Here is a 20514-nt window from a genome sequence, read left to right as displayed (position 1 = left end):
AAGGAGAGGCCCGATGGGCAAGGCAAAGTTTGAACGCAACAAGCCGCACGTGAACATCGGCACGATTGGACACGTTGACCACGGCAAGACGACGCTGACGGCGGCGATTTCGATGGTTCTTGCGGAAGCAAGCGGCGGCGAAGCGAAGTCCTATGCGGACATCGACTCTGCGCCGGAAGAAAAGGCGCGCGGCATCACGATCAACACGGCGCACGTCGAGTATGAGACGGCCAACCGCCACTATGCGCACGTCGACTGCCCCGGCCACGCTGACTATGTGAAGAACATGATCACCGGTGCGGCGCAGATGGACGGCGCGATCCTGGTTGTGAACGCCGCTGACGGCCCGATGCCGCAGACGCGCGAGCACATCCTGCTGGCCAAGCAGGTTGGCGTTCCGGCCATGGTTGTCTTCCTGAACAAGGTTGACCAGGTCGATGATGCCGAGCTTCTGGAACTGGTCGAGATGGAAGTGCGTGAACTTCTGTCCTCGTACGACTTCCCGGGCGACGAGATTCCGATCATCGCGGGCTCCGCGCTGGCCGCTGTCGAGGGCCGTAATCCTGAAATCGGCAAGGACAAGGTGCTCGAGCTGATGCAGGCTGTGGATGACTATATCCCGACGCCTGAGCGTCCGCTGGACAAGCCCTTCCTGATGCCGGTCGAAGACGTGTTCTCGATCTCGGGCCGCGGCACGGTTGTGACCGGCCGTATCGAGCAGGGCATCATCAAGGTGGGTGAGGAAATCGAGATTGTCGGCATCCGTCCGACCGTCAAGACGACCTGTACCGGCGTTGAAATGTTCCGCAAGCTGCTCGACCAGGGCCAGGCTGGCGACAATATCGGTGCGCTGCTTCGCGGTGTTGACCGTGAAGGCGTCGAGCGCGGCCAGGTTCTCTGCAAGCCGGGTTCGATCACGCCGCACACGACGTTCGAAGCCGAAGCCTACATCCTGACCAAGGAAGAGGGTGGCCGTCACACGCCGTTCTTCACCAATTACCGTCCGCAGTTCTACTTCCGCACGACCGACGTGACGGGTGTTGTGACCCTGCCGGCCGACAAGGAAATGGTCCTTCCGGGCGACAATGTGAAAATGGATGTCGAGCTGATCCAGCCGATCGCCATGGACCAGGGCCTGCGCTTCGCCATCCGTGAAGGCGGCCGCACCGTCGGCGCCGGCGTCGTCTCGTCCATCAAGAAGTAGGCTGGACACAGCAACACAAAGACAAAGGCCGCTTCCGGAAGGAAGCGGCCTTTTCCGTTGGGGGCGGACGCGAGGGTACAGCCTTGTGACTTCGAAAAGATCTGAGGCGGCAGTTTCGTGCGCGCGTTTCAGACCGTGTCGTCCACGCCTGCCGATTGTCGTGCCGTTTCGCCGCGCCTGCGTTCTGCGAGCTGCAGGAGATTGTCCTCATGGTCGCCACGATCAATGCGGTAGTATCCGACTGCGATGATCATGCACGTCCACAATAGAAGCAGTGTCGGCGCATAATACGCGCCCAGTTGCCAAAGTGTCTCCGGCGAGACTTCGTCCACCGTAGCGCCTTGCGGAAACGAGACGAAAGACAGGATGAGGCCTGCGGAAAATGCGCCGAGGCCCTGGGTCGCCTTGCGGGTGAAGGTAACCGCAGCGAAGAATACGCCTTCTGACCGGCGACCCGTCCGCAGCTCGCTTTGCTCCACGAGGTCTGCGATCATCGAGTACAGCACCGCCTGGAGCGCGATTATCAGGGCGACGTCGATTGTGTTGATCGTGGCGACGATGGGGTAGAGCAGCGGGTCGCCATTCTCCGGCATAAGGCCGAACAGGCGCAGGATGATCGGGGCAGGGGCCATCGTGAAAGCAACGACGCCGAGCCAGATGACGCCTCGCTTCTTGCCGAACCGCTTCACGATCATGGGCGCAATCAGCAGGCCGATCAGTGCCGATATGAAAACCAGCAAGGTCCACAGGAATATCTGCGAGCCGGAAAAGCCCCAGAAATAGGTCAGCATGAGGAAGGCGAGCGCAGCGGAGAGGCCGGACGCCACGGCACCGAACAGCGTGGCGACAAACAAGGCAAAGAAGGACCGGTCACCCAGCGTCTCGAACACTTCCCTGAAGATCGTGCCCAGACCGATCTTTCGCTTCGGGGGAGGCGCGTGGAAGTGCTTTATCTGCGAATGCGTGCCGAGCGCGGAAATCATGATGGCGAGGAAGATCAGGATGGATGAGATGATGCCATAGGTCGCGTAGCCGTCGCGGTTGAGGGTGCCGACCGGGTACTTGTCGGTCGCGACCAGCAGGACTCCGAACATCAGCACACTCATGAGGTTGCCGCCGGTCCAGCCAAAATAGAGCCGCCAGGCTTGCAGCTTTGTGCGCTCGTCATAGTCCTGCGAAAGTTCCGGCATCAGCGAGGAGCTGGGCGTTTCGTAGAATGTGATGAATGTGCGGATCAGAATGGCCAGCAACAGCAGGTACCAGAACATCTGGCCGTCGCTCAGTTCGGGCGGATTCCAGAGCAGGAAATAGCTGATCGATACCGGGATGGCGGAGGCATACATAAAGGGATGCCGCCGCCCCCATCGTGACCGCCAATTGTCCGAGAGGTAACCGACGACCGGGTCGCTGATCGCGTCCACCACCAGCGCAATGAAGATGGCGAGGCCGACAAGGCCCGGCTCAACCCCCACAACCGTGCCGTAGAAGAGGAGCAGGAAATAGCCGAAACCGGCATCCTTTACGCCATAGGCGACTGAGCCAAAGCCATAGGCGATCCGGGTTGGCAGGGATGTGCGGTGCGGCGTTGCAGGGTCCATCGTGGCAATACTGTAACCCGCCCGGTACGGGAGTCACGCGCAATCGGACCGGCTTGTCGCAACGTAAATCTGGCTATTCCAGCGGCTGTCTGGCCGCTTCGGCAAGACGCCGCTGGGTGGCGAGACTGGCGCTCGGGCCCGGTTTGGTGAGGATGTCTGCGCGTGAAAGCGGTGAGCCATTGCTGCCGATAGGTGCCAGGGGCTTCAGCGGCAGGCCGGTTGCCTTTTCCACCAGAAGCACCGGTTCATTACCGGGACCGTAGACGTGGGTATTGCCCCATTGGTGGAGTGCGAGGAGGACGGGGTAAAGGGTCTCGCCCTTGTCAGTGAGGACATAGGCATAGCGGGTGCCGTTAGCGCCGACATCTTCGCGCATGAGGATCCCTTCCTCAAGCAGACGTTCCAGCCGCTCGCTCAGCACATTCCGGGCGATGCCGGTATTGCGCATGATCTCGCTGAATCGGGTTGCGCCATAGAAGGCCTCGCGAATGATCAGCCAGGTCCAGTTGTCACCGAAAATGTTGAGAACGCCCGCGATCGGGCAGGTATGCGTGTGCCGTTTGGCCATGTCCGTTCTCCTGTCCGCGGCAGAATATTTAGGTTGCGTTTCGAAACCATTACGATATTGGTAGTTTATTGCAACCAATATGCGCAGTGAGGAATATGCCATGGCGCCCAAGCAGGCCTGCCTCGTGATTGGCGCCGGGGATGACACGGGCGGGGCCATCGGCCGCGCCTTTGCGCGTGAGGGCATGGTCTCATGCCTGGTGCGCCGGTCAACGCATGCCGACGCGCTGGAAGCGTTGGCGCAAAGCATTCGTAATGAGGGGAACGCAGCGGTGGCGCTTCCGGCGGATGCGCGGGACGAGGACGCGATGATAGCGCTGATCGACAGAATCGAATCGGAGATCGCGCCAATCGAGGTCGCCGTGTTCAATATTGGCGCCAACGTCCAGTTCCCGATCACCGAGACCACGGCGCGGGTGTATCGCAAAGTGTGGGAGATGGCCTGTTTCGCCGGATTCCTGATGGGGCGCGAAGTCGCAAAGCGCATGCTGGAGCGCGGTCACGGGACAATCATCTTCACGGGCGCGACGGCGAGCACGCGCGGACGTGAGCGTCTGGCCGCCTTCGCAGGTGCCAAGCACGCTCTCAGGGCATTGGCCCAGTCAATGGCCCGCGAGCTGGGGCCGCAGAATATCCACGTCGCGCACACGATTATCGATGGCGCGATCGATTCGAACTTCATTCGCGAAATGGTGCCGGACGTGGACGCGAAACGCGACGCAGACGCCATCCTCAATCCCGACCATATCGCACAGAATTATGTGATGCTGCACAAACAGCCGCGCACCGCCTGGACGCATGAACTGGACCTGCGCCCATGGAAGGAAACCTGGTAGGAGCCTTAACCATGACAAAGACCATCGATTTCATATTCGACTTCGGCAGTCCCAATGCGTATCTCTCGCACCAGCTGCTGCCGGGCATTGCGGCCCGAACGGGCGCAACCGTGAACTACATTCCCTGCCTGCTGGGGGGCATATTCAAGGCCACGGGCAACCAGGCGCCCATGGTCGCCTTCGGCAACGTGAAGGGAAAGCTGGCCTATGAGCAGCTGGAAATGGCGCGTTTCATAAAGCAGCACAAGGCGGACCGGTTCCGGCTCAATCCGCATTTTCCCGTCAATACGCTGATCCTGATGCGGGGGGCGGTCGCCGCGGAGATGAACGGCCAGTTGGTCGCCTATACCGCGGCGGGCCTGAAGCATATGTGGGAAGACGGCCTGAAGATGGATGATCCGGCCGTCTTTGCTGCGGCAATGACCGATTCCGGCTTCGATGGGGCCGCCCTGCTGGCGCAAACGCAGGATCCGGCGGTCAAAGAGCGGCTCGTCGCGAATACGAATGCCGCTGTTGCGCGGGGTGCATTCGGTATTCCGACCTTCTTTGTGGGCGATGAAATGTTCTTTGGTAAAGACAGGCTTATGCAGGTCGAAGCAGAAGTGCTTGCACAAACCTGAATGGGGCACGATTGACCCGCGAAACCGCCGGTCTAAACACGCCCATGCGCGGGGGGATTTCTGCGCGCAGGGCGGCGGGCCAAACCGACGCAGCCATTGTCTGCAAATTCCCCGTTTCACCTGTTGACGCCGGTGATTCCTTCCCATAGAAGCACCACTTCGCCGGGATGGCCGCGCTTGGATTAGCGAACGCTCCCTCGAAACTGACAATTTAACCCCACCCAACCCGGGCGCTCGATGCTGACGAGCCATCGCCCTGGGCTTAAGTGTTTTGTGCGGACGGACGAGAACGATGGAACGACAAAATATCCGGATCAGGCTGAAAGCCTTCGATCACCGCGCCCTCGACATGTCGGCGAAAGAGATCGTGAACACAGCAAAGCGCACGGGCGCTGAAGTCAAGGGGCCCATCCCGCTTCCAACCCGTATCGAGCGTTTCACCGTGAACCGCTCTCCGCACGTCGACAAGAAATCGCGCGAGCAATTCGAGATCCGTACGCACAAGCGTATCCTCGACATCGTGGATCCGACCCCGCAAACGGTCGATGCCCTGATGAAACTCGACCTGTCGTCGGGCGTTGGCATTGAAATCAAGCTTGAGGGAGCGCGCTAATGGCTCTTCCAGCCCCCCGTTCCGGCGTGCTGGCCCGCAAGCTGGGCATGACACGTGTCTTTGACGAAGACGGCCGCCACATTCCCGTGACGGTTCTGTCGCTTGACGGCTGCCAGGTCGTTGGCGTGCGCACCGAAGACGAGCGCTCTGTCACAACCAAGAAGGGTGGCGAAGTCACCCGCACTGACGGCTACAAGGCTGTCATCCTTGGTGCTGGCGAAAAGAAAGCCAAGCGCACGAACAAGGCCCTGCGCGGCCAGTTCGCGAAAGCCGGCGTGGCGCCGAAAGCCAAGCTGAAGGAATTCCGCGTTTCGGGCGATCTGCCTGAGGTTGGCGCTGAAGTTCTGGCTGACCACTTCGTGCCAGGCCAGAAGGTCGACGTTGCCAGCTACGCAATTGGTAAAGGTTTCGCCGGTGCGATGAAGCGCTGGAACTTCGGCGGCATGCGCGCCACTCATGGTGTGTCGATCTCTCACCGCGCCCATGGTTCGACAGGTATGAACCAGGATCCGGGCCGCGTGTTCAAGAACAAGAAAATGGCCGGCCACCTCGGTACCGACCGTATCACCACCCAGAACCTGACGGTTGTGCGCACCGATGTTGAGCGCGGCCTGATCCTCGTGAAGGGCGCCGTGTCCGGTCATGATGGTTCGTTCGTGGAAATCCGCGATGCCGTGAAGAAAGCCCTGCCGGCCGATGCGCCGAAGGCTGGCTCCTTCAAGTCGGCTAACGCTCCTGCCCAGACAGAGGGTGCTGAATAATGGAACTCGCCGTCAAAACCCTCGCTGGCAAAGCTGCCGGCAATATTACGCTCGATGACGCGATCTTCGGGATCGAGGACATCCGCAAGGACCTCCTTCACCGCACGGTCCGCTGGCAGCTCGCCAAGCGTCAGGCCGGCACGCACAAGACCCAGTCGCGGTCCGAAGTGTCCGTTACGACCAAGAAATTCATCCGCCAGAAAGGTTCGGGCGGCGCTCGCCACGGTTCGCGAAACGCCCCGATCTTTGTCGGTGGTGGCGTCGCACACGGCCCACGCGTTCGCAGCCATGCGCATGATCTTCCCAAGAAGGTTCGCAAGCTGGCTCTTGCGCACGCGCTGTCGTCCAAAATCGTGGCCAACTCCTTCATGGTGATTGACGCGGCGACGCTGAAAGAAGCCAAGACGAAGGACCTGGCCGCCCATTTCGCTGGTCTCGGCATCGAGAATGCCCTGATCATCTCGGGCATCACGGTTGACGAGAACTTCGCCAAGGCCGCGCGCAACATCCCGAACGTGGATGTGCTCCCGGTCGCCGGCCTGAACGTGTATGACATCTTGCGCCGCAAGACGCTGGTCATCACGAAGGAAGCAGCTGAAGGCATTCAGGCTCGCTTTGACGGCACGCTGGCTCAACCCGCAATCGCAGCAGAGGCTGAATAGTCATGGCTGATCCGAAGCAACATCACTACGATATCATCCGTCGTCCGATCATCACCGAGAAATCGACGCTGGTCGCTGAAGAGAACAAGATCGTCTTCGAGGTGTCCATGGACTCCGACAAGAAGTCGATCAAAGAGGCTGTCGAGGCCCTGTTCAAGGTTGAGGTCACCAAGGTCAACACGCTGCTCCAGAAGGGCAAAACAAAGCGCTTCAAGGGCCATCTTGGTCGTCGCAATGACATCAAGAAGGCCATTGTCACGCTCGCCGAAGGCCAATCTGTCGACATTTCGACAGGCCTGTAGGGGAAGGACGTAGAAAATGGCACTCAAGACATTCAATCCAACTTCCCCAGGCCGTCGCCAGCTCGTTCTGGTTGATCGCTCGGACCTGCACAAGGGCAAGCCCGTCAAGGCGCTGACCGAAGGCCTGTCCAAGAAGGGTGGTCGCAACAACCGCGGTCGTATCACGGCCCGCCGTATCGGTGGTGGCGCCAAGAAGCTTTACCGCAAGGTCGACTTCAAGCGTACCCGCTGGGACATGCCGGCTGTTGTCGAGCGCCTCGAGTATGACCCGAACCGCACGGCATTCATCGCGCTGATCAAGTATGAAGACGGCCTCCTGTCCTACATCATCGCGCCACAGCGCCTTGAAGTCGGTGACACGGTCGTGACGTCGGCAACGGCTGACATCAAGCCGGGCAACACGCTGCCGCTGAAGAACATCCCGGTCGGTACGATCATCCACAATATCGAACTGAAGCCTCAAAAAGGCGCTCAGATGATCCGTTCGGCTGGCACATATGCCCAGCTGGTTGGCCGTGACGGTGGTTATGCCCAGATCAAGCTGACGTCTGGCGAGCTTCGCATGGTGCTCGACACCTGCCTTGCAACAATCGGTGCGGTTTCGAACCCGGACAACATGAACCAGGTTCTCTCGAAGGCCGGCCGCAAGCGCCACATGGGCAAGCGCCCGTCTGTCCGCGGCGTGGTCATGAACCCGGTCGACCACCCGCACGGTGGTGGTGAAGGCAAGTCGTCCGGCGGTCGTCACCCAGTGACGCCATGGGGCAAGAAAACCCGCGGTCCGAAGACCCGTTCAAACAAAGCGACGGATCGCCTGATCATCCGCCGCCGTAACGCGAAACGCTAGAGGAGCCGCGAGACATGTCACGTTCTGTCTGGAAAGGCCCATTTGTCGACGGCTATCTGCTGAAGAAAGCCGAAGAGGCTCGCGCCTCCGAGAAGCGCTCGGTCATCAAGACCTGGTCGCGTCGTTCGACAATCCTGCCAAATTTCATCGGCCTGAATTTCCAGGTCCACAATGGCAACAAGTTCATTCCGGTCACTGTCTCTGAAGAGATGGTCGGCCACAAGTTTGGCGAGTTCGCTCCGACCCGTACGTATCACGGCCACGGCGCTGACAAGAAAGCGAAGCGGAAGTAGTCATGGGAAAGACCAAGAATCCTCCGAAGCAGGCCAGCAACGAGTCGCGCGCCGTTTTGCGCATGTACCGTTCGAGCCCGCAGAAGCTGAACCTGCTCGCGCAGCAGATCCGCGGCATGCCGGTCGAGCGCGCGCTTGCTGAACTGCAGTTTTCGCCAAAGCGCCCTGCCAAGGATGTTCGCAAGCTGCTGCAGAGCGCGATCGCCAATGCTGAGAACAATCACGGTCTCGACATCGACAGCCTTGTCGTTGCCGAAGCTCACGTCGGCAAGAACATGGTGATGAAGCGCATCCGGGCCCGCGCCCGCGGCCGCGCCGCACGCGTGCTCAAGCCGTTTGCGCAAGTTACCATTGTCCTTCGTGACACAAGCATGGAAGCGGAGGCCGCCTGATGGGTCAGAAAGTCAATCCAATCGGTTTTCGTCTGGGTATCAACCGGACAGCTGACAGCCGCTGGTATGCAGACAGCGCCGATTTCGGCCGCCTGCTGCACGAGGACCTTGCGATCCGCAAGTCGATCCGCGCCAAGCTGAAACAAGCCGGCATTTCGAAGATCATCATCGAGCGTCCGCACAAGAAGTGCCTGATCACCATCCACACGGCCCGTCCGGGCCTGGTGATCGGCAAGAAGGGCGGCGACATCGAAGTCCTGCGCAAGGAACTTGCGAAGATGACGACGGATGAAGTCCGCGTGAACCTCGTCGAGATCCGCAAGCCGGAAATCGATGCCACGCTGATCGCTGACGATATCGCACGCCAGCTCGAGCGCCGGGCATCGTTCCGCCGCACGATGAAGCGTTCGATCCAGTCCGCTATGCGCCTTGGCGCTGAAGGTATCCGCATCATGGTTTCGGGCCGCCTCGGCGGCGCAGAGATCGCGCGGACCGAGCAGTATGCAGAAGGCTCCGTGCCGCTGCACACGCTGCGCGCCGATATCGATTACGGCACAGCTGAAGCCCTGACTACCTACGGCATCATCGGCATCAAGGTCTGGGTCTACAAGGGTGAGATCATGGAACATGATCCGATGGCCCAGGACAAGCGCCTTGAGTCTTCGGGCCAGTCACGTGCCCGTGCCAACGCCAACCAACGCGGACCGGCCACCGGTGCGCAAGCCGCCGGAGCGTAAGAGATGCGTCAGCCGAAGCGAACCAAATTCAGGAAGGCCTTCAAGGGCCGGATCAATGGCACTGCCAAGGGCGGCTTTACGCTGGCCTTCGGTCAGTTCGGCCTCAAGGCGCTTGAGCCTGAGCGCGTCACGGCGCGCCAGATCGAAGCCACACGTCGTGCCGTCACGCGCTACATGAAGCGCCAGGGCAAGGTATGGATCCGCGTATTCCCGGATGTGCCTGTGTCGGCAAAGCCGATCGAGGTCCGGATGGGTAAAGGCAAGGGCTCGGTCGACCGTTGGGTCGCCCGCGTCTCGCCAGGCCGCATCATGTTCGAGATCGACGGTGTGCCGGAAGATGTTGCCCGCGAAGCCCTGCGCCTTGGCGCAGCCAAGCTTCCGATCAAGACCAAAGTCGTCAAGCGGATTGAGGGGATCTGATCATGAAAGCCTCTGATGTGAGAAACAAAAGCGCCGACCAGCTCAAGGACGAGTTGATCAAGCTGAAGAAAGAACAGTTCAACCTGCGTTTCCAGTCGGCCACCGGCCAGCTGGAGAAAACAGCCCGAGCCAAGGAAGTTCGCCGCGATATCGCTCGCGTCAAAACGATCCTTCGCGAAAAGGCTGTGGCAGGTCAGGCCTAGGAGAGAGAACATGCCTAAACGTATTATGGAAGGTGTCGTTGTCTCGACGAAGCAGGACAAGACAGCCATCGTTCGCGTCGAACGTACCTTCACCCACCCGGTGATGAAGAAGATCGTTCGCCGTTCGAAGAAGTACCACGCCCACGACGAAGCCAATGTGGCTGTCGAGGGACAGACCGTAACCATCCAGGAATGCCCACCGCATTCCAAGCTGAAGCGTTGGGAACTCGTTTCCGGCGAAGGGAGTGACGCATGATCCAGATGCAATCAAATCTCCGCGTCGCCGATAATTCCGGCGCTCGCCGGGTCCAGTGCATCAAGGTGCTGGGCGGTGCCGGTCGCCGTTACGCTTCCGTGGGCGACGTCATTGTCGTGTCCATCAAGGAAGCGATCCCGACTGGCCGCGTGAAGAAGGGTGACGTCCGCAAGGCTGTCGTCGTTCGCGTCGCGAAAGACATCAATCGCGCAGACGGTTCGACCATCCGGTTCGACTCCAATGCTGCCGTGCTCATCAACAATAATGGTGAGCCAATCGGAACCCGCGTTTTTGGCCCGGTCCCGCGTGAACTTCGCGGCAAGAACCAGGTCAAGATCGCCAATATGGCGCCGGAGGTTTTGTAGTCATGGCTGCGAAGATCAAAAAGGGCGACACCGTCATCGTGATCGCAGGACGCGACAAGGGTACGAAAGGCGAAGTGCTTAAAGTGCTTGTCGACGAAAACCGTGTTGTCGTCCGCGGCGTGAATGTCGTGAAGCGCCACCAGAAGCCAACACAGATGGACCCCGGCGGCATCAAGAATTTTGAAGCCCCGATTCAGGTCTCCAATGTTGCACACGTTGACCCGCGCGACGGCAAGGCCGTTCGCGTCGGCTTCAAGACAGACGAGCATGGCCGCAAAACGCGGTTTGCCAAGCGTTCAGGGGAATCCATCGATGTCTAAGGCATACGAACCCCGTCTCAAGACGAAGTACCGCGATGAGATCCGGGGCAAACTGCAGGAGCAGTTCAACTATACGAACCCAATGCAGGTTCCGAAACTCGACAAGGTCGTGATCAATATGGGTGTGGGCGAAGCCGTCTCCGACTCCAAGAAGATCAAGGCGGCCCTGGCCGAACTCGAAGCCATTGCGGGTCAGAAGCCTGTTGCCACGAAAGCGCGCAAGTCGATTGCCGGTTTCAAGCTTCGTGAAGGCATGCTGATCGGCTGCAAGGTTACGCTTCGCCGTGACCGGATGTTCGAATTCCTTGACCGCCTGACCAACATTGCGCTTCCGCGCGTGAAGGACTTCCGCGGCCTCAACGGCAAGAGCTTCGATGGCATGGGCAACTACGCCATGGGCCTCAAAGAACACATCGTTTTCCCGGAGATCGCTTACGATCAGGTGGAAGAGATTCGCGGTATGGACATCATCGTCTGCACCACCGCCTCAACCAACGAAGAAGCCAAGGCACTCCTCGCCGAGTGTGGCTTCCCGTTCCGGAACTAGCGCCAGGAGATCTGCTGATATGGCAAAGAAGAGCGCAATCGAGAAGAACAAGCGGCGCCAAAAGCTTGTCGCACGCTATGCGGACAAGCGCGCCGAACTGAAGGCTATCGCGATGGACGAGAACCTGTCGCTTGAGGAGCGTTTCAAAGCACGCCTCAAGCTGGCTGAGCTTCCTCGGAACTCTGCGCCAAGCCGCGTTCGCAATCGCTGCGAGGTCACCGGGCGTCCGCGCGGTTACTATCGCAAACTGAAAATGTCGCGGATCGCGCTCAGGGACCTCGGTTCCACAGGCATGATCCCCGGTCTCGTGAAATCCAGCTGGTAAGGAGGGAGAGCAAATGAACCTGTCTGATCCCCTCGGTGATATGCTGACACGCATCCGGAACGCCCAGATGCGCGGCATGTCGAAAGTTGTCACCCCGGCGTCGAAGATCCGCGCCCGCGTCCTGGATGTCCTCATTGATGAGGGTTACATCCGTGGTTACGTGGAAGTGGAGAAAGACGGCCACAAGAACCTTGAAGTCGAGCTAAAGTATTACGAAGGCCAGCCGGTCATTTCGGAGATCAAGCGTATCTCCAAGCCGGGTCGCCGCGTGTACTCTTCGGTCTCTGACATTCCGCTCGTGCGCAATGGTCTGGGCATTTCCATCCTGTCTACTTCGCAGGGTGTGATGTCGGACAATGCCGCACGGACGAAGAATGTCGGTGGCGAAGTGCTCTGTCGGGTATTCTAGGAGAGCGCTGATGTCACGTATTGGAAAACTCGCAATCCCGGTCCCGAATGGCACGACGGTTTCCGTCAATGGCCAGACGATCACGGCAAAAGGCCCCAAGGGCGAAATGTCTTTCACCGTTGCGGAAGTCATCACACCGAAGTTCGAGAACAACGAGCTTTCCGTGATGCCTCGCGCAGATCTGGTGAAGGCTGCAGAAGACAGGATCGCTGCCGAAAAGGCACGGGGTCGTCGTCTGCCGACATTCGCCGAGGCGCTCGACTCGACGGCCCGCACCCAGTGGGGCACCGCTCGCGCGCGCGCTTCGAACATGGTGCAAGGCGTGTCGGAAGGCTTCACGAAGTCGCTCGAACTCGTCGGCGTTGGTTATCGTGCCCAGATGCAGGGCAGCGACCTCAAGCTCGCACTCGGCTTCTCGCATGATGTGATCTACAAGGCGCCACACGGCATCTCGCTCGCTTCCTCGAAGCCGACCGAGGTGGTTATCACGGGCGCTGACAAACAGGCCGTTGGCCAGGTTGCAGCTGAAATCCGCAAGTATCGTCCGCCTGAGCCGTACAAGGGCAAGGGTATCCGCTACGTTGGCGAATATGTCCGCCGCAAGGAAGGCAAGAAGAAGTAAGCCGATGAAAAGTTCACGCGAAAAAATGCAGCGCCGCGCCCAGCGCGTCCGTGCCAAGCTCCGGAAGGTCGCCGAAGGGCGTCCACGCCTGTCGGTTGCCCGCAGCCACAAGAACATTTCTGCCCAGATAATCGACGACGAAAAAGGCGTTACGCTCGCTTCGGCATCGACCCTGGAAAAGGATGTCCTGGGCAAGGCCAAGACCGGCGCAGATTCTGCTGCGGCGGCTCTGGTTGGCAAGACGCTCGCCGAGCGCGCCAAGCAGGCCGGTATCGAGGACGTCGTGTTTGACCGCGGCGGCTACATGTTCCACGGCCGGGTGAAAGCCCTGGCAGACGCCGCCCGTGAGGGCGGCCTCAAATTCTAAGGAGACGCCGTCATGGCTGAAGAAAGAGGAAGAGGCCGCCGTCGCGATCGTGAGGAAGAAGTTTCCGAGATCGTCGACAAGCTGGTCGGCATCAACCGCGTCGCCAAGACGGTGAAGGGCGGCAAGAACTTCGGTTTTGCTGCACTCGTCGTCGTAGGCGATCAGAAGGGCCGCGCAGGCTTCGGCAAGGGCAAGGCCCGCGAAGTGCCGGAAGCGATCCGCAAGGCAACCGAAGAAGCCAAGCGCAACATGGTGCGCGTGCCGCTTCGTGAGGGCCGCACGCTTCATCACGATGGCAAGGGCCGTCATGGCGCTGGCAAGGTCGTGCTGCGCGCAGCGCCTCCCGGAACGGGCGTCATCGCCGGTGGTCCGATGCGCGCCGTGATGGAAGTGCTCGGCGTCCAGGACGTTGTCGGCAAGTCGATCGGTTCGTCGAACCCTTACAACATGGTTCGCGCCACGTTTGACGCACTCAAAGAACAAGCCAGCCCACGCTCCGTCGCTTCCAAGCGCGGTCTCAAGGTTCAGGATGTTGTCGGTCGCCGTACCGATGGCGCGTCCGAAGCCGGCATGGCTGATATCGTAAGCTAGAAGGACAGGCGACATGGCGAAGAAAATGCTCACCGTCCGTCAAACGGGCAGCCCGATCGGCCGCGATCCCAGCCAGCGCCAGACGCTGATGGGTCTCGGCCTGAACAAGGTTGGCCGCACGAAGGAACTCGAAGATACTGCGCCTGTGCGTGGTATGATCCGCAAAGTGGCCCACTTGGTCGAGGTGGTTGGCGAGTAACGCGATTGTCGCGCACTGGCAGCTCTCTCACAGAATAGAATATCGGAAGATAAAGCGATGAAACTCAACGATTTGTCCCCAGCAGAGGGCTCGACAAAGAACCGCATGCGCGTTGGTCGCGGCGTGGGTTCGGGCAAGGGCAAGACAGCCGGCCGCGGTGTCAAGGGCCAGAAGGCACGTTCCGGCGTCGCCGTGAACGGCTTCGAAGGCGGCCAGATGCCGATCTACATGCGCTTGCCAAAGCGCGGCTTCACGGCTCGCAATTCCAAGTCGCATGCCTGGGTCAACCTGGGCCGCCTTGGCAAAGCCATCGAAGACGGCAAGCTCGACGCCAAGAACGTCACAGAGGAATCGCTGGTTGCAGCGGGCCTCGTGAACAAGCTTGGCGACGGTGTGCGCCTGCTCGCCAAGGGCGATGCGCCGAAAAAGGTCAACATTACAGTGACGGGTGCTTCCAAAGCTGCGATTGAAGCGATCGAAAAAGCCGGCGGCACAGTGACGGTGACCGGAACCAGGAAAGACACAGCTGAAGTTTAATCGGCGGTTTTTTCCGGATACCCCTTCACAAACACAGTTTCGCCGCCGATTTTGGCGGCGAACGCTTTTTCAGGGAGGCTGAACGGCCGATGGCGAACGCTGCAGAACAAATGGCCCGCAATGTGAACTTTGCGAGCTTCGCGAAGGCCAAGGATCTCCAGAGCCGAATCCTGTTTACGCTGGCGATTCTTGTCCTCTATCGCCTCGGCACGTTCATTCCGATTCCCGGTCTCGATCCGTCCCAATACGCCAGCCTGTTTGCCAGCCAGTCGAGCGGCATTCTCGGTTCGATGAACCTGTTTGCCGGCGGCGCCGTTGAGCGGATGGGCATCTTCGCGCTGAACGTGATGCCTTACATCACCGCTTCGATCATCATCCAGATGATGACGTCGGCGTCGCCCACGCTTGAGAAACTCAAGAAAGAGGGCGAATCGGGCCGCAAGCAGATCAACCAGTATACCCGTTACCTCACCCTTGCCTTTGCGCTTGTGCAATCCTTCGCGATTGCGGGTGGCCTCTCTGCCGTGCGGATCGAGGGTATCGCGCCCTGGTTCTTCATCCTGACCGGCGTTGTGACGCTGACAGGCGGCACCATGCTGCTGATGTGGATGGGTGAGCAGATCACGGCGCGCGGTATCGGTAACGGCATCTCGCTGATCATTTTTGCAGGCATCGTGGCCGAACTCCCGCGGGCGATTTTCAACCTCATCACGCAGGCGCGCACGACATCGGTCAACATCGTCTTCGTTGTCGCGATTGCGGCCATGGTCATCGCGCTCGTCATGTTCATTGTGTTCATGGAGCGCTCCCAGCGGCGGTTGCTGATCCAGTATCCCAAGCGACAGCAGGCCCATGGCTTTGCCCAGGGCCAACGCAGCTTCCTGCCGCTGAAGATCAACACATCCGGCGTTATTCCGCCGATCTTCGCCTCCGCCCTGCTGATGCTGCCAATGACGGCCATTGGCTTCCTGGGTGGAAATGCGGCTGATGCGGGCGGCAGCGGGCTTCTCGGTATCCTGGCGACCCACTTCTCGCCCGGCTCGTGGACCTACATCATCACGCAAGCCGTGCTGATTGCCTTTTTCTGCTTCTTCTACACGTCGATCATGTTCAATCCGGACGAAACCGCAGACAACCTGCGCAAGTATGGCGGGTTCATCCCGGGCATTCGTCCAGGCTCGAACACGGCGGCCTATATCGACTATGTCCTGACGCGCCTGACCACGATTGGCGCCCTGTACCTCGTCTTCGTCTGTATTCTTCCCGAGCTCCTGCGTCGTTATTTCCCAGAAATTCCGTTCTATATCGGTGGCACCTCGCTTCTGATCGTGGTTTCTGTAACCATGGATACAGTTACGCAAATACAGTCACATTTGATCGCCCACCAGTACGAGGGCATGATCAAGAAGTCGAAGCTCGGGGGCCGGAAGAAATGAATTTGATACTGTTCGGGCCGCCAGCGGCCGGGAAGGGTACGCAAGCCAAACGTCTGGTGGAGGAGCGCGGCTTCGTGCAGTTTTCCACGGGCGACATGCTTCGCGCAGCGCGGGCCTCGGGTTCGGAACTGGGCCAGCAGGTTGCCAAGATCATGGACGAGGGAAGCCTTGTCTCCGACGAGATCGTGATTGCGCTGATTGACGAGCAGCTGGAAGTGCAGGCCGGTGCGCCGGGCTTCATCTTTGACGGCTTCCCCCGCACGGTGGGCCAGGCGGAAGCGCTCGATCAACTGCTTGAATCCCGCGGCACTGCCGTGGATATCGTGATCCGCATGCTGGTTGACGACGACAAGCTGCTCAGCCGGGTCACCAAACGGTTCGAAGAGCAGGGGCGCAAGGACGACAATCCGGAGACGTTTGCCCGTCGGCTCGAGAAATATTACGAAGATACAGCGCCATTGCTGCCGATTTATGCCGAACGGGGCATTCTGGTTGAGATCGACGGAATGGGCGCCATTGACACGGTCGCGTCAGAAATAGACGCGGCCCTGAAACAGACCGCCTAAAGCTGGGATTCCGCTGTTGACGCGGGAATTTGCGGGGTTATAAGCCTCTTCTCTTAGCTTAAGGCTTAATCGCCAGTGCGCGACGGGGCGAAATCCGCCCCCTTGCGCTCTTTATGTTTGAAACAGTCGCTTCAGGAGTAACGGCTTTGGCCCGTATTGCAGGCGTTAACATCCCGACCAACAAGCGCGTTGAAATCGCGCTCCGTTACATTCACGGTATTGGTCCGGCGATGGCACGCGAAATCATCGAAAAAGTAGGCGTCGAGCCTGCACGCCGCGTCGCAGACCTGTCGGACGCTGAAGTCATCCGCATCCGCGAAACCATTGACGCCGACTATATGGTCGAAGGCGACCTTCGCCGCGACACGTCGATGAATATCAAGCGCCTGATGGATCTTGGTTGCTACCGTGGCCTGCGTCACCGCCGCAAGCTGCCGGTTCGCGGCCAGCGGACCCACACCAATGCGCGTACCCGCAAGGGTCCAGCCAAGCCGATCGCCGGCAAGAAGAAATAATAGGATCAGACCAAGATGGCCCGCGATACAACCACACGAGTCCGCCGCAGAGAGCGCAAGAACATCACGTCGGGTGTTGTTCACGTGAACTCGAGCTTCAACAATACGATGGTCACGATCACCGACGCGCAGGGAAATGCAATTTCCTGGTCGTCTTCGGGCGTCGTCGGCTTCAAGGGTTCGCGCAAATCGACACCTTATGCGGCCCAGATGGCTGCTGAGGATGCGGCGAAGAAAGCCCAGGAGCACGGCCTCCAGACGGTTGAAGTGAACGTGCGCGGTCCGGGTTCGGGCCGGGAGAGCGCGCTGCGTGCGCTTCAGGCCGTTGGTCTGACGGTGACGTCGATCAATGACACCACACCGATCCCCCACAATGGATGCCGCCCGCCGAAGCGTCGCCGCGTCTAATTAAACCACTCCAGCGGCGCACTTTGCGCCGCTTGCCGCTTTCAAGGATAGTCGCCCATGGCTGACAAAGAACTGATCTCCGTCAACGACCGCAACTGGAAAGAGCTCATCCGTCCGAACCGTCCCGTGGTTCAGGCTGGATATGACACCAAGCGCAAGGCCAAACTGGTCATCGAACCGCTTGAGCGCGGCTACGGCACGACGCTCGGTAACGCATTGCGCCGCGTGCTCCTTTCATCGCTGCAGGGCGCAGCGATCATTGGCGTTCAGATTGACGGTGTTGTCCATGAGTTCTCGGCAATTCCGGGCGTTCGTGAAGACGTTACGACGATCGTTCTGAACCTGAAGCAGGTCGCCATCTTCATGGAATCCGATACGCCGAAGCGCATGGTGCTGAAGGCGAAAGGCCCGGGCGAAGTCAAGGCCGGCCAGATCGAAACGTCTGCTGACAGCAAGATCCTGAACCCCGATCACGTCATCTGTACGCTGGACGAGGGCGCAGAAGTGCGCATGGAATTCACGATTGCCACCGGCAAGGGCTATGTTCCTGCCGACGCACTGCGTCCGGAGGATGCTCCAATCGGCTATATTCCGATTGACGCGATCTACAGCCCTGTCCGCCGCGTTGGCTACCAGGTTGAAGACACACGCGAAGGCACCGTGCTGGACTATGACAAGCTGACCCTGGACATCGAGACCGACGGTTCTGTCACGCCGGAAGATTCCGTGGCCTATGCCGCGCGCATCCTTCAGGACCAGTTGCAGCTGTTCATCAATTTCGAAGAGCCGACCCTCGAAGTTGGCCAGCAGCCGGAAGAAACCGATCTCGGCTTCAATCCCGTCCTCCTCAAGAAGGTCGACGAGCTGGAACTGTCCGTGCGTTCGGCCAACTGCCTGAAGAACGACAATATCGTCTATATCGGCGACCTCATCCAGAAATCGGAAGCAGAGATGCTGCGTACGCCGAACTTCGGCCGCAAGTCACTGAACGAGATCAAGGAAGTCCTCGCCGGCATGGGCCTTCACCTCGGCATGGAAGTGCCCGATTGGCCGCCTGAAGACATCGAAGGCCTTGCCAAGAAATACGACGACCATCTATAGGACCCGATTAATCTGATTACGGGGGCCTGATCACCTCCAGAGGATACGACAATGCGCCACGGACTAGCTCACCGCAAACTGAACAAGACGACTTCGCACCGCAAGGCGATGTTCGCGAACATGGCGGCCAGCCTGATCACGCACGAGCAGATCACGACGACCCTGCCCAAGGCCAAGGAAATGGCGCCCCTTATGGACAAGCTGATCACGCTTGCCAAGAAGGGTGACCTTGCGGCCCGCCGCCAGGCCATCGCGAAAGTGCGCGACGAAGACGCTGTGCGCAAACTGTTCGACGTGATGGGCGACCGTTACAAGGACCGTAACGGCGGCTACACCCGCGTGATGAAAGCTGGCTTCCGTCATGGCGACAACGCGCCGATCGCCGTGCTTGAACTGGTCGACCGTGACGAGAGCGCCAAGGGCGCTGCTGACAAGGCCCGCCACGAGGCCGAGCTGGAAGCAATGGACGAATAGTCCTCTTCGAGAACCGAGATTTGAAGCGCCCCCGGACGGAAACGTTCGGGGGTTTTTCTTTATGGGCCTTGCTTGACAGCGATCCTGCTCCGGCGTTATACGCCGCTCCCTCGCGGTGAGGCCTCTGAAAAGGGATCGCCCGCCCAATTGGAAGAGAACTGAGATGAAGCTGAGTTGTACACACACGACCAGCTCCTCGTGGCTACGGGGAGCGCTGTCAGCGTCCCCGCGCATTGGCCGGTGACATCTGACCTCGCATTGAAACTTTAAATCCGCCGACGCTGCAGACCTGTCTTAGCGACCGCGATTTGAAAGGAGGTGGATCATGGGCATGCCCATGACCCTGATGCATGTGCGTCCGAAAGGGCGCGCCGCAGTCCAGACACCGCTGCTCGGCTTCCTGGCCGGGCCGCAAGCCGGCATTATCGCCGAGGCGTGGCCAGCCCCGCATAGCGGGTTCCTGACCCTGCCAACGGCCCGCCGTCATGCGGCGGCGATCCTGCTCGCCAGCCGGGCAGACTGCCGCCGCCTGGACGTGGTCCACGCTGTCGAGCGGGGCCGGGACCGCGACGTCGCTCGCCTCCTGGTAGGCGGCGAGGCGCCGGGCGGCCTGATGAAGGCGCTCGGGCGGTTGGGCGAAGTGCTGTGGGAGACGGGCGACTATGACCGTTTCCTCAGCCTGTTCGCCGAAGATGATGCAGGCCGCGTGCTGCGGCACATGCAAGTCATCGCCGCCGACCGGCTCGAACTGATCGGCACGCTGCCTGCGGCGCTCCGTCAGGCGGGGATCGTCGGGCGGATGCCATCCTCCACCGCTGCGGTCGAGGATCTGGCCGAAGCCTTCCGGCTCGCCCTGCGCATTCATGGCACAGGCGAGGCGGCGGCGATCGCACAGCGATGGAACCGTGCCGGTGATGCGCTGGCCCTGTTCGACATGGCTGCCGAGGCGCTTCAGCCGGTGCAGTTCGGGCAGATCCTGCCTGCACCGCGGCTGCCGGACGTGTTCGTCCCGGTGCGTGACCGCAAGGCACTGATCAGCGTGGCGCTGGAGTTCCGCAACTGCCTGCGGGACTTTACCGGTGACCTTGCCGCCGGACGCATGGCCGTCCTCACTGTCCGTGACGGCAGCGAGCTGGTCGCTGTCGCCCTGCGGCAGGACCCCGCCGGGTGGCGCCTTGCAGAGGCGAAAGGCCGCCAGAACGCGGACGTCTCCGATGAAGCGCTGCGCCGCCTCATCGCCATGCTCGAACTGGCCGGTGTCCGCATCGGCGAGTCCACTTGGGCGCTTGCCCGCCGCCTGCACGACCATGTGTGCCAGCGGTGCGGTCCGGCCTATACGGGCCTGCGTGAAACCTGGCGTGACCGGCTCATGCTGGGAACCTTGTGGGACTGAGGTGTCTGCGGAAAGCCCCTTCTCCAGC

At 60.2% G+C, this 20514-nt stretch carries 33 protein-coding genes; 31 read left to right on the top strand and 2 right to left on the bottom strand.

Going from position 1 to position 20514, the window contains the following annotated elements; all coding sequences use genetic code 11:
* The first annotated feature begins 13 nt into the window (after positions 1-13).
* Entirely contained in the window at positions 14-1204 is a 1191-nt protein-coding gene (tuf, locus tag VR74_RS04720; protein ID WP_045693485.1) for an elongation factor Tu, read from the top strand.
* Between the two features lie 128 nt (positions 1205-1332).
* On the opposite strand, the gene VR74_RS04715 is transcribed toward tuf, so the two are convergent.
* Positions 1333-2802 (bottom strand): MFS transporter, encoded by a 1470-nt coding sequence (locus VR74_RS04715; RefSeq protein WP_045694819.1) that lies wholly within the window; start codon positions 2800-2802, stop codon positions 1333-1335.
* 73 nt (positions 2803-2875) lie between these two features.
* The gene (locus VR74_RS04710; RefSeq protein ID WP_045694818.1) at positions 2876-3370 is read right to left on the bottom strand and encodes a helix-turn-helix domain-containing protein; all 495 of its coding nucleotides are present in this window, start codon (positions 3368-3370) and stop codon (positions 2876-2878) included.
* Positions 3371-3470: 100 nt separating this feature from the next.
* Here VR74_RS04710 and VR74_RS04705 point away from each other — a divergent pair, with 100 nt between their 5' ends.
* The 30 genes from VR74_RS04705 to VR74_RS04560 all read left to right on the top strand — a co-directional run bounded on the left by VR74_RS04705 (position 3471) and on the right by VR74_RS04560 (position 20486).
* Positions 3471-4205, top strand: a complete 735-nt coding sequence (locus VR74_RS04705) for an SDR family oxidoreductase (RefSeq protein WP_045694823.1) — start codon at positions 3471-3473, stop codon at positions 4203-4205.
* A gap of 11 nt (positions 4206-4216) precedes the next feature.
* Positions 4217-4825 carry a 2-hydroxychromene-2-carboxylate isomerase gene (locus tag VR74_RS04700; protein WP_045694816.1) on the top strand — a complete coding sequence of 203 codons (609 nt, stop codon included), beginning with the start codon at positions 4217-4219 and terminating at the stop codon, positions 4823-4825.
* Between the two features lie 292 nt (positions 4826-5117).
* A complete protein-coding gene (gene rpsJ / locus VR74_RS04695) occupies positions 5118-5438 on the top strand; it encodes a 30S ribosomal protein S10 (protein ID WP_034738419.1) in 321 nt (106 codons plus the stop codon).
* On the top strand, positions 5438-6199 hold the full coding sequence (gene rplC, locus VR74_RS04690) for a 50S ribosomal protein L3 (protein WP_045694815.1): 762 nt from the start codon (positions 5438-5440) through the stop codon (positions 6197-6199). Before rpsJ ends, rplC begins: the two co-directional genes overlap by 1 nt.
* Positions 6199-6861, top strand: a complete 663-nt coding sequence (gene rplD, locus VR74_RS04685) for a 50S ribosomal protein L4 (RefSeq protein WP_045694813.1) — start codon at positions 6199-6201, stop codon at positions 6859-6861. Before rplC ends, rplD begins: the two co-directional genes overlap by 1 nt.
* A 2-nt stretch (positions 6862-6863) precedes the next feature.
* Positions 6864-7163 carry a 50S ribosomal protein L23 gene (locus VR74_RS04680; protein ID WP_045694812.1) on the top strand — a complete coding sequence of 100 codons (300 nt, stop codon included), beginning with the start codon at positions 6864-6866 and terminating at the stop codon, positions 7161-7163.
* Positions 7164-7179: 16 nt separating this feature from the next.
* Positions 7180-8010: a 50S ribosomal protein L2 gene (gene rplB / locus VR74_RS04675; protein WP_045694810.1), complete on the top strand. Its 831-nt coding sequence runs from the start codon at positions 7180-7182 to the stop codon at positions 8008-8010.
* 14 nt (positions 8011-8024) lie between these two features.
* The gene (rpsS, locus tag VR74_RS04670) at positions 8025-8303 is read left to right on the top strand and encodes a 30S ribosomal protein S19 (RefSeq protein ID WP_045694808.1); all 279 of its coding nucleotides are present in this window, start codon (positions 8025-8027) and stop codon (positions 8301-8303) included.
* A gap of 2 nt (positions 8304-8305) precedes the next feature.
* A complete protein-coding gene (gene rplV, locus VR74_RS04665; protein ID WP_045694807.1) occupies positions 8306-8695 on the top strand; it encodes a 50S ribosomal protein L22 in 390 nt (129 codons plus the stop codon).
* Positions 8695-9432 carry a 30S ribosomal protein S3 gene (gene rpsC / locus VR74_RS04660; protein ID WP_045694805.1) on the top strand — a complete coding sequence of 246 codons (738 nt, stop codon included), beginning with the start codon at positions 8695-8697 and terminating at the stop codon, positions 9430-9432. Before rplV ends, rpsC begins: the two co-directional genes overlap by 1 nt.
* A 3-nt stretch (positions 9433-9435) precedes the next feature.
* Positions 9436-9852 carry a 50S ribosomal protein L16 gene (gene rplP / locus VR74_RS04655; protein WP_045694804.1) on the top strand — a complete coding sequence of 139 codons (417 nt, stop codon included), beginning with the start codon at positions 9436-9438 and terminating at the stop codon, positions 9850-9852.
* Between the two features lie 2 nt (positions 9853-9854).
* A complete protein-coding gene (gene rpmC / locus VR74_RS04650) occupies positions 9855-10055 on the top strand; it encodes a 50S ribosomal protein L29 (RefSeq protein WP_045694802.1) in 201 nt (66 codons plus the stop codon).
* A gap of 10 nt (positions 10056-10065) precedes the next feature.
* The gene (gene rpsQ, locus VR74_RS04645) at positions 10066-10311 is read left to right on the top strand and encodes a 30S ribosomal protein S17 (RefSeq protein ID WP_045694801.1); all 246 of its coding nucleotides are present in this window, start codon (positions 10066-10068) and stop codon (positions 10309-10311) included.
* Positions 10308-10676: a 50S ribosomal protein L14 gene (gene rplN / locus VR74_RS04640; RefSeq protein ID WP_034738431.1), complete on the top strand. Its 369-nt coding sequence runs from the start codon at positions 10308-10310 to the stop codon at positions 10674-10676. Before rpsQ ends, rplN begins: the two co-directional genes overlap by 4 nt.
* Positions 10677-10678: 2 nt before the next feature.
* A complete protein-coding gene (gene rplX, locus VR74_RS04635) occupies positions 10679-10996 on the top strand; it encodes a 50S ribosomal protein L24 (RefSeq protein WP_045694799.1) in 318 nt (105 codons plus the stop codon).
* Positions 10989-11543 carry a 50S ribosomal protein L5 gene (rplE, locus tag VR74_RS04630; protein WP_045694798.1) on the top strand — a complete coding sequence of 185 codons (555 nt, stop codon included), beginning with the start codon at positions 10989-10991 and terminating at the stop codon, positions 11541-11543. Before rplX ends, rplE begins: the two co-directional genes overlap by 8 nt.
* 19 nt (positions 11544-11562) lie before the next feature.
* Positions 11563-11868 carry a 30S ribosomal protein S14 gene (gene rpsN, locus VR74_RS04625; RefSeq protein ID WP_045694796.1) on the top strand — a complete coding sequence of 102 codons (306 nt, stop codon included), beginning with the start codon at positions 11563-11565 and terminating at the stop codon, positions 11866-11868.
* 13 nt (positions 11869-11881) lie between these two features.
* Positions 11882-12277 carry a 30S ribosomal protein S8 gene (gene rpsH, locus VR74_RS04620; protein ID WP_045694795.1) on the top strand — a complete coding sequence of 132 codons (396 nt, stop codon included), beginning with the start codon at positions 11882-11884 and terminating at the stop codon, positions 12275-12277.
* Positions 12278-12287: 10 nt separating this feature from the next.
* The gene (gene rplF, locus VR74_RS04615; RefSeq protein WP_045694793.1) at positions 12288-12899 is read left to right on the top strand and encodes a 50S ribosomal protein L6; all 612 of its coding nucleotides are present in this window, start codon (positions 12288-12290) and stop codon (positions 12897-12899) included.
* Between the two features lie 4 nt (positions 12900-12903).
* A complete protein-coding gene (gene rplR / locus VR74_RS04610; protein ID WP_045694791.1) occupies positions 12904-13266 on the top strand; it encodes a 50S ribosomal protein L18 in 363 nt (120 codons plus the stop codon).
* A 12-nt stretch (positions 13267-13278) separates the two neighbouring features.
* On the top strand, positions 13279-13857 hold the full coding sequence (gene rpsE / locus VR74_RS04605; protein WP_045694790.1) for a 30S ribosomal protein S5: 579 nt from the start codon (positions 13279-13281) through the stop codon (positions 13855-13857).
* 13 nt (positions 13858-13870) lie between these two features.
* A complete protein-coding gene (gene rpmD / locus VR74_RS04600; RefSeq protein ID WP_045694788.1) occupies positions 13871-14056 on the top strand; it encodes a 50S ribosomal protein L30 in 186 nt (61 codons plus the stop codon).
* 57 nt (positions 14057-14113) lie between these two features.
* Complete coding sequence (gene rplO, locus VR74_RS04595; protein WP_045694787.1) at positions 14114-14593, top strand: 50S ribosomal protein L15; 480 nt, start codon at positions 14114-14116, stop codon at positions 14591-14593.
* A gap of 89 nt (positions 14594-14682) precedes the next feature.
* Positions 14683-16029, top strand: coding sequence for a preprotein translocase subunit SecY (secY, locus tag VR74_RS04590; protein WP_045694785.1), 1347 nt, complete (start codon positions 14683-14685; stop codon positions 16027-16029).
* Positions 16026-16595, top strand: coding sequence for an adenylate kinase (locus VR74_RS04585; RefSeq protein WP_045694783.1), 570 nt, complete (start codon positions 16026-16028; stop codon positions 16593-16595). The genes secY and VR74_RS04585 overlap by 4 nt, the downstream gene beginning before the upstream one ends.
* Before the next feature lie 146 nt (positions 16596-16741).
* Positions 16742-17110 (top strand): 30S ribosomal protein S13, encoded by a 369-nt coding sequence (rpsM, locus tag VR74_RS04580; protein WP_045694782.1) that lies wholly within the window; start codon positions 16742-16744, stop codon positions 17108-17110.
* A 15-nt stretch (positions 17111-17125) separates the two neighbouring features.
* Positions 17126-17518 (top strand): 30S ribosomal protein S11, encoded by a 393-nt coding sequence (gene rpsK, locus VR74_RS04575; RefSeq protein WP_034738444.1) that lies wholly within the window; start codon positions 17126-17128, stop codon positions 17516-17518.
* 57 nt (positions 17519-17575) lie between these two features.
* On the top strand, positions 17576-18619 hold the full coding sequence (locus VR74_RS04570) for a DNA-directed RNA polymerase subunit alpha (protein ID WP_045694778.1): 1044 nt from the start codon (positions 17576-17578) through the stop codon (positions 18617-18619).
* Positions 18620-18670: 51 nt separating this feature from the next.
* Positions 18671-19093, top strand: coding sequence for a 50S ribosomal protein L17 (gene rplQ, locus VR74_RS04565; RefSeq protein ID WP_045694776.1), 423 nt, complete (start codon positions 18671-18673; stop codon positions 19091-19093).
* A gap of 325 nt (positions 19094-19418) precedes the next feature.
* Positions 19419-20486 carry a hypothetical protein gene (locus tag VR74_RS04560; protein ID WP_045694775.1) on the top strand — a complete coding sequence of 356 codons (1068 nt, stop codon included), beginning with the start codon at positions 19419-19421 and terminating at the stop codon, positions 20484-20486.
* Positions 20487-20514 lie beyond the last annotated feature (28 nt).

It is taken from the genome of Hyphomonas sp. BRH_c22, from assembly GCF_000961795.1.
GTDB lineage: Bacteria > Pseudomonadota > Alphaproteobacteria > Caulobacterales > Hyphomonadaceae > Hyphomonas.
The sequence above is the reverse complement of the archived record's forward strand: the minus strand, read 5'-3'. Positions and strand labels throughout refer to the sequence as shown.

Excerpts from the sequence above, each read along its gene's own strand:
- rplP (WP_045694804.1), top strand. The coding sequence starts at position 9,436 with ATGCGTCAGCCGAAGCGAACCAAATTCAGGAAGGCCTTCAAGGGCCGG.
- rpsQ (WP_045694801.1), top strand. The coding sequence starts at position 10,066 with ATGCCTAAACGTATTATGGAAGGTGTCGTTGTCTCGACGAAGCAGGAC.
- rpmD (WP_045694788.1), top strand. The coding sequence starts at position 13,871 with ATGGCGAAGAAAATGCTCACCGTCCGTCAAACGGGCAGCCCGATCGGC.
- rpsK (WP_034738444.1), top strand. The coding sequence starts at position 17,126 with ATGGCCCGCGATACAACCACACGAGTCCGCCGCAGAGAGCGCAAGAAC.
- VR74_RS04560 (WP_045694775.1), top strand. The coding sequence starts at position 19,419 with ATGGGCATGCCCATGACCCTGATGCATGTGCGTCCGAAAGGGCGCGCC.
- rplF (WP_045694793.1), top strand. The coding sequence starts at position 12,288 with ATGTCACGTATTGGAAAACTCGCAATCCCGGTCCCGAATGGCACGACG.
- VR74_RS04570 (WP_045694778.1), top strand. The coding sequence starts at position 17,576 with ATGGCTGACAAAGAACTGATCTCCGTCAACGACCGCAACTGGAAAGAG.
- rpsS (WP_045694808.1), top strand. The coding sequence starts at position 8,025 with ATGTCACGTTCTGTCTGGAAAGGCCCATTTGTCGACGGCTATCTGCTG.
- rplB (WP_045694810.1), top strand. The coding sequence starts at position 7,180 with ATGGCACTCAAGACATTCAATCCAACTTCCCCAGGCCGTCGCCAGCTC.
- rpsH (WP_045694795.1), top strand. The coding sequence starts at position 11,882 with ATGAACCTGTCTGATCCCCTCGGTGATATGCTGACACGCATCCGGAAC.
- rplE (WP_045694798.1), top strand. The coding sequence starts at position 10,989 with ATGTCTAAGGCATACGAACCCCGTCTCAAGACGAAGTACCGCGATGAG.
- tuf (WP_045693485.1), top strand. The coding sequence starts at position 14 with ATGGGCAAGGCAAAGTTTGAACGCAACAAGCCGCACGTGAACATCGGC.
- rplN (WP_034738431.1), top strand. The coding sequence starts at position 10,308 with ATGATCCAGATGCAATCAAATCTCCGCGTCGCCGATAATTCCGGCGCT.
- rpsN (WP_045694796.1), top strand. The coding sequence starts at position 11,563 with ATGGCAAAGAAGAGCGCAATCGAGAAGAACAAGCGGCGCCAAAAGCTT.
- VR74_RS04700 (WP_045694816.1), top strand. The coding sequence starts at position 4,217 with ATGACAAAGACCATCGATTTCATATTCGACTTCGGCAGTCCCAATGCG.
- VR74_RS04705 (WP_045694823.1), top strand. The coding sequence starts at position 3,471 with ATGGCGCCCAAGCAGGCCTGCCTCGTGATTGGCGCCGGGGATGACACG.
- rplR (WP_045694791.1), top strand. The coding sequence starts at position 12,904 with ATGAAAAGTTCACGCGAAAAAATGCAGCGCCGCGCCCAGCGCGTCCGT.
- rplO (WP_045694787.1), top strand. The coding sequence starts at position 14,114 with ATGAAACTCAACGATTTGTCCCCAGCAGAGGGCTCGACAAAGAACCGC.
- rpsC (WP_045694805.1), top strand. The coding sequence starts at position 8,695 with ATGGGTCAGAAAGTCAATCCAATCGGTTTTCGTCTGGGTATCAACCGG.
- VR74_RS04710 (WP_045694818.1), bottom strand. The coding sequence starts at position 3,370 with ATGGCCAAACGGCACACGCATACCTGCCCGATCGCGGGCGTTCTCAAC.
- VR74_RS04585 (WP_045694783.1), top strand. The coding sequence starts at position 16,026 with ATGAATTTGATACTGTTCGGGCCGCCAGCGGCCGGGAAGGGTACGCAA.
- VR74_RS04680 (WP_045694812.1), top strand. The coding sequence starts at position 6,864 with ATGGCTGATCCGAAGCAACATCACTACGATATCATCCGTCGTCCGATC.
- rplD (WP_045694813.1), top strand. The coding sequence starts at position 6,199 with ATGGAACTCGCCGTCAAAACCCTCGCTGGCAAAGCTGCCGGCAATATT.
- secY (WP_045694785.1), top strand. The coding sequence starts at position 14,683 with ATGGCGAACGCTGCAGAACAAATGGCCCGCAATGTGAACTTTGCGAGC.
- rpsJ (WP_034738419.1), top strand. The coding sequence starts at position 5,118 with ATGGAACGACAAAATATCCGGATCAGGCTGAAAGCCTTCGATCACCGC.
- rplX (WP_045694799.1), top strand. The coding sequence starts at position 10,679 with ATGGCTGCGAAGATCAAAAAGGGCGACACCGTCATCGTGATCGCAGGA.
- rplC (WP_045694815.1), top strand. The coding sequence starts at position 5,438 with ATGGCTCTTCCAGCCCCCCGTTCCGGCGTGCTGGCCCGCAAGCTGGGC.
- VR74_RS04715 (WP_045694819.1), bottom strand. The coding sequence starts at position 2,802 with ATGGACCCTGCAACGCCGCACCGCACATCCCTGCCAACCCGGATCGCC.
- rplQ (WP_045694776.1), top strand. The coding sequence starts at position 18,671 with ATGCGCCACGGACTAGCTCACCGCAAACTGAACAAGACGACTTCGCAC.
- rpmC (WP_045694802.1), top strand. The coding sequence starts at position 9,855 with ATGAAAGCCTCTGATGTGAGAAACAAAAGCGCCGACCAGCTCAAGGAC.
- rplV (WP_045694807.1), top strand. The coding sequence starts at position 8,306 with ATGGGAAAGACCAAGAATCCTCCGAAGCAGGCCAGCAACGAGTCGCGC.
- rpsE (WP_045694790.1), top strand. The coding sequence starts at position 13,279 with ATGGCTGAAGAAAGAGGAAGAGGCCGCCGTCGCGATCGTGAGGAAGAA.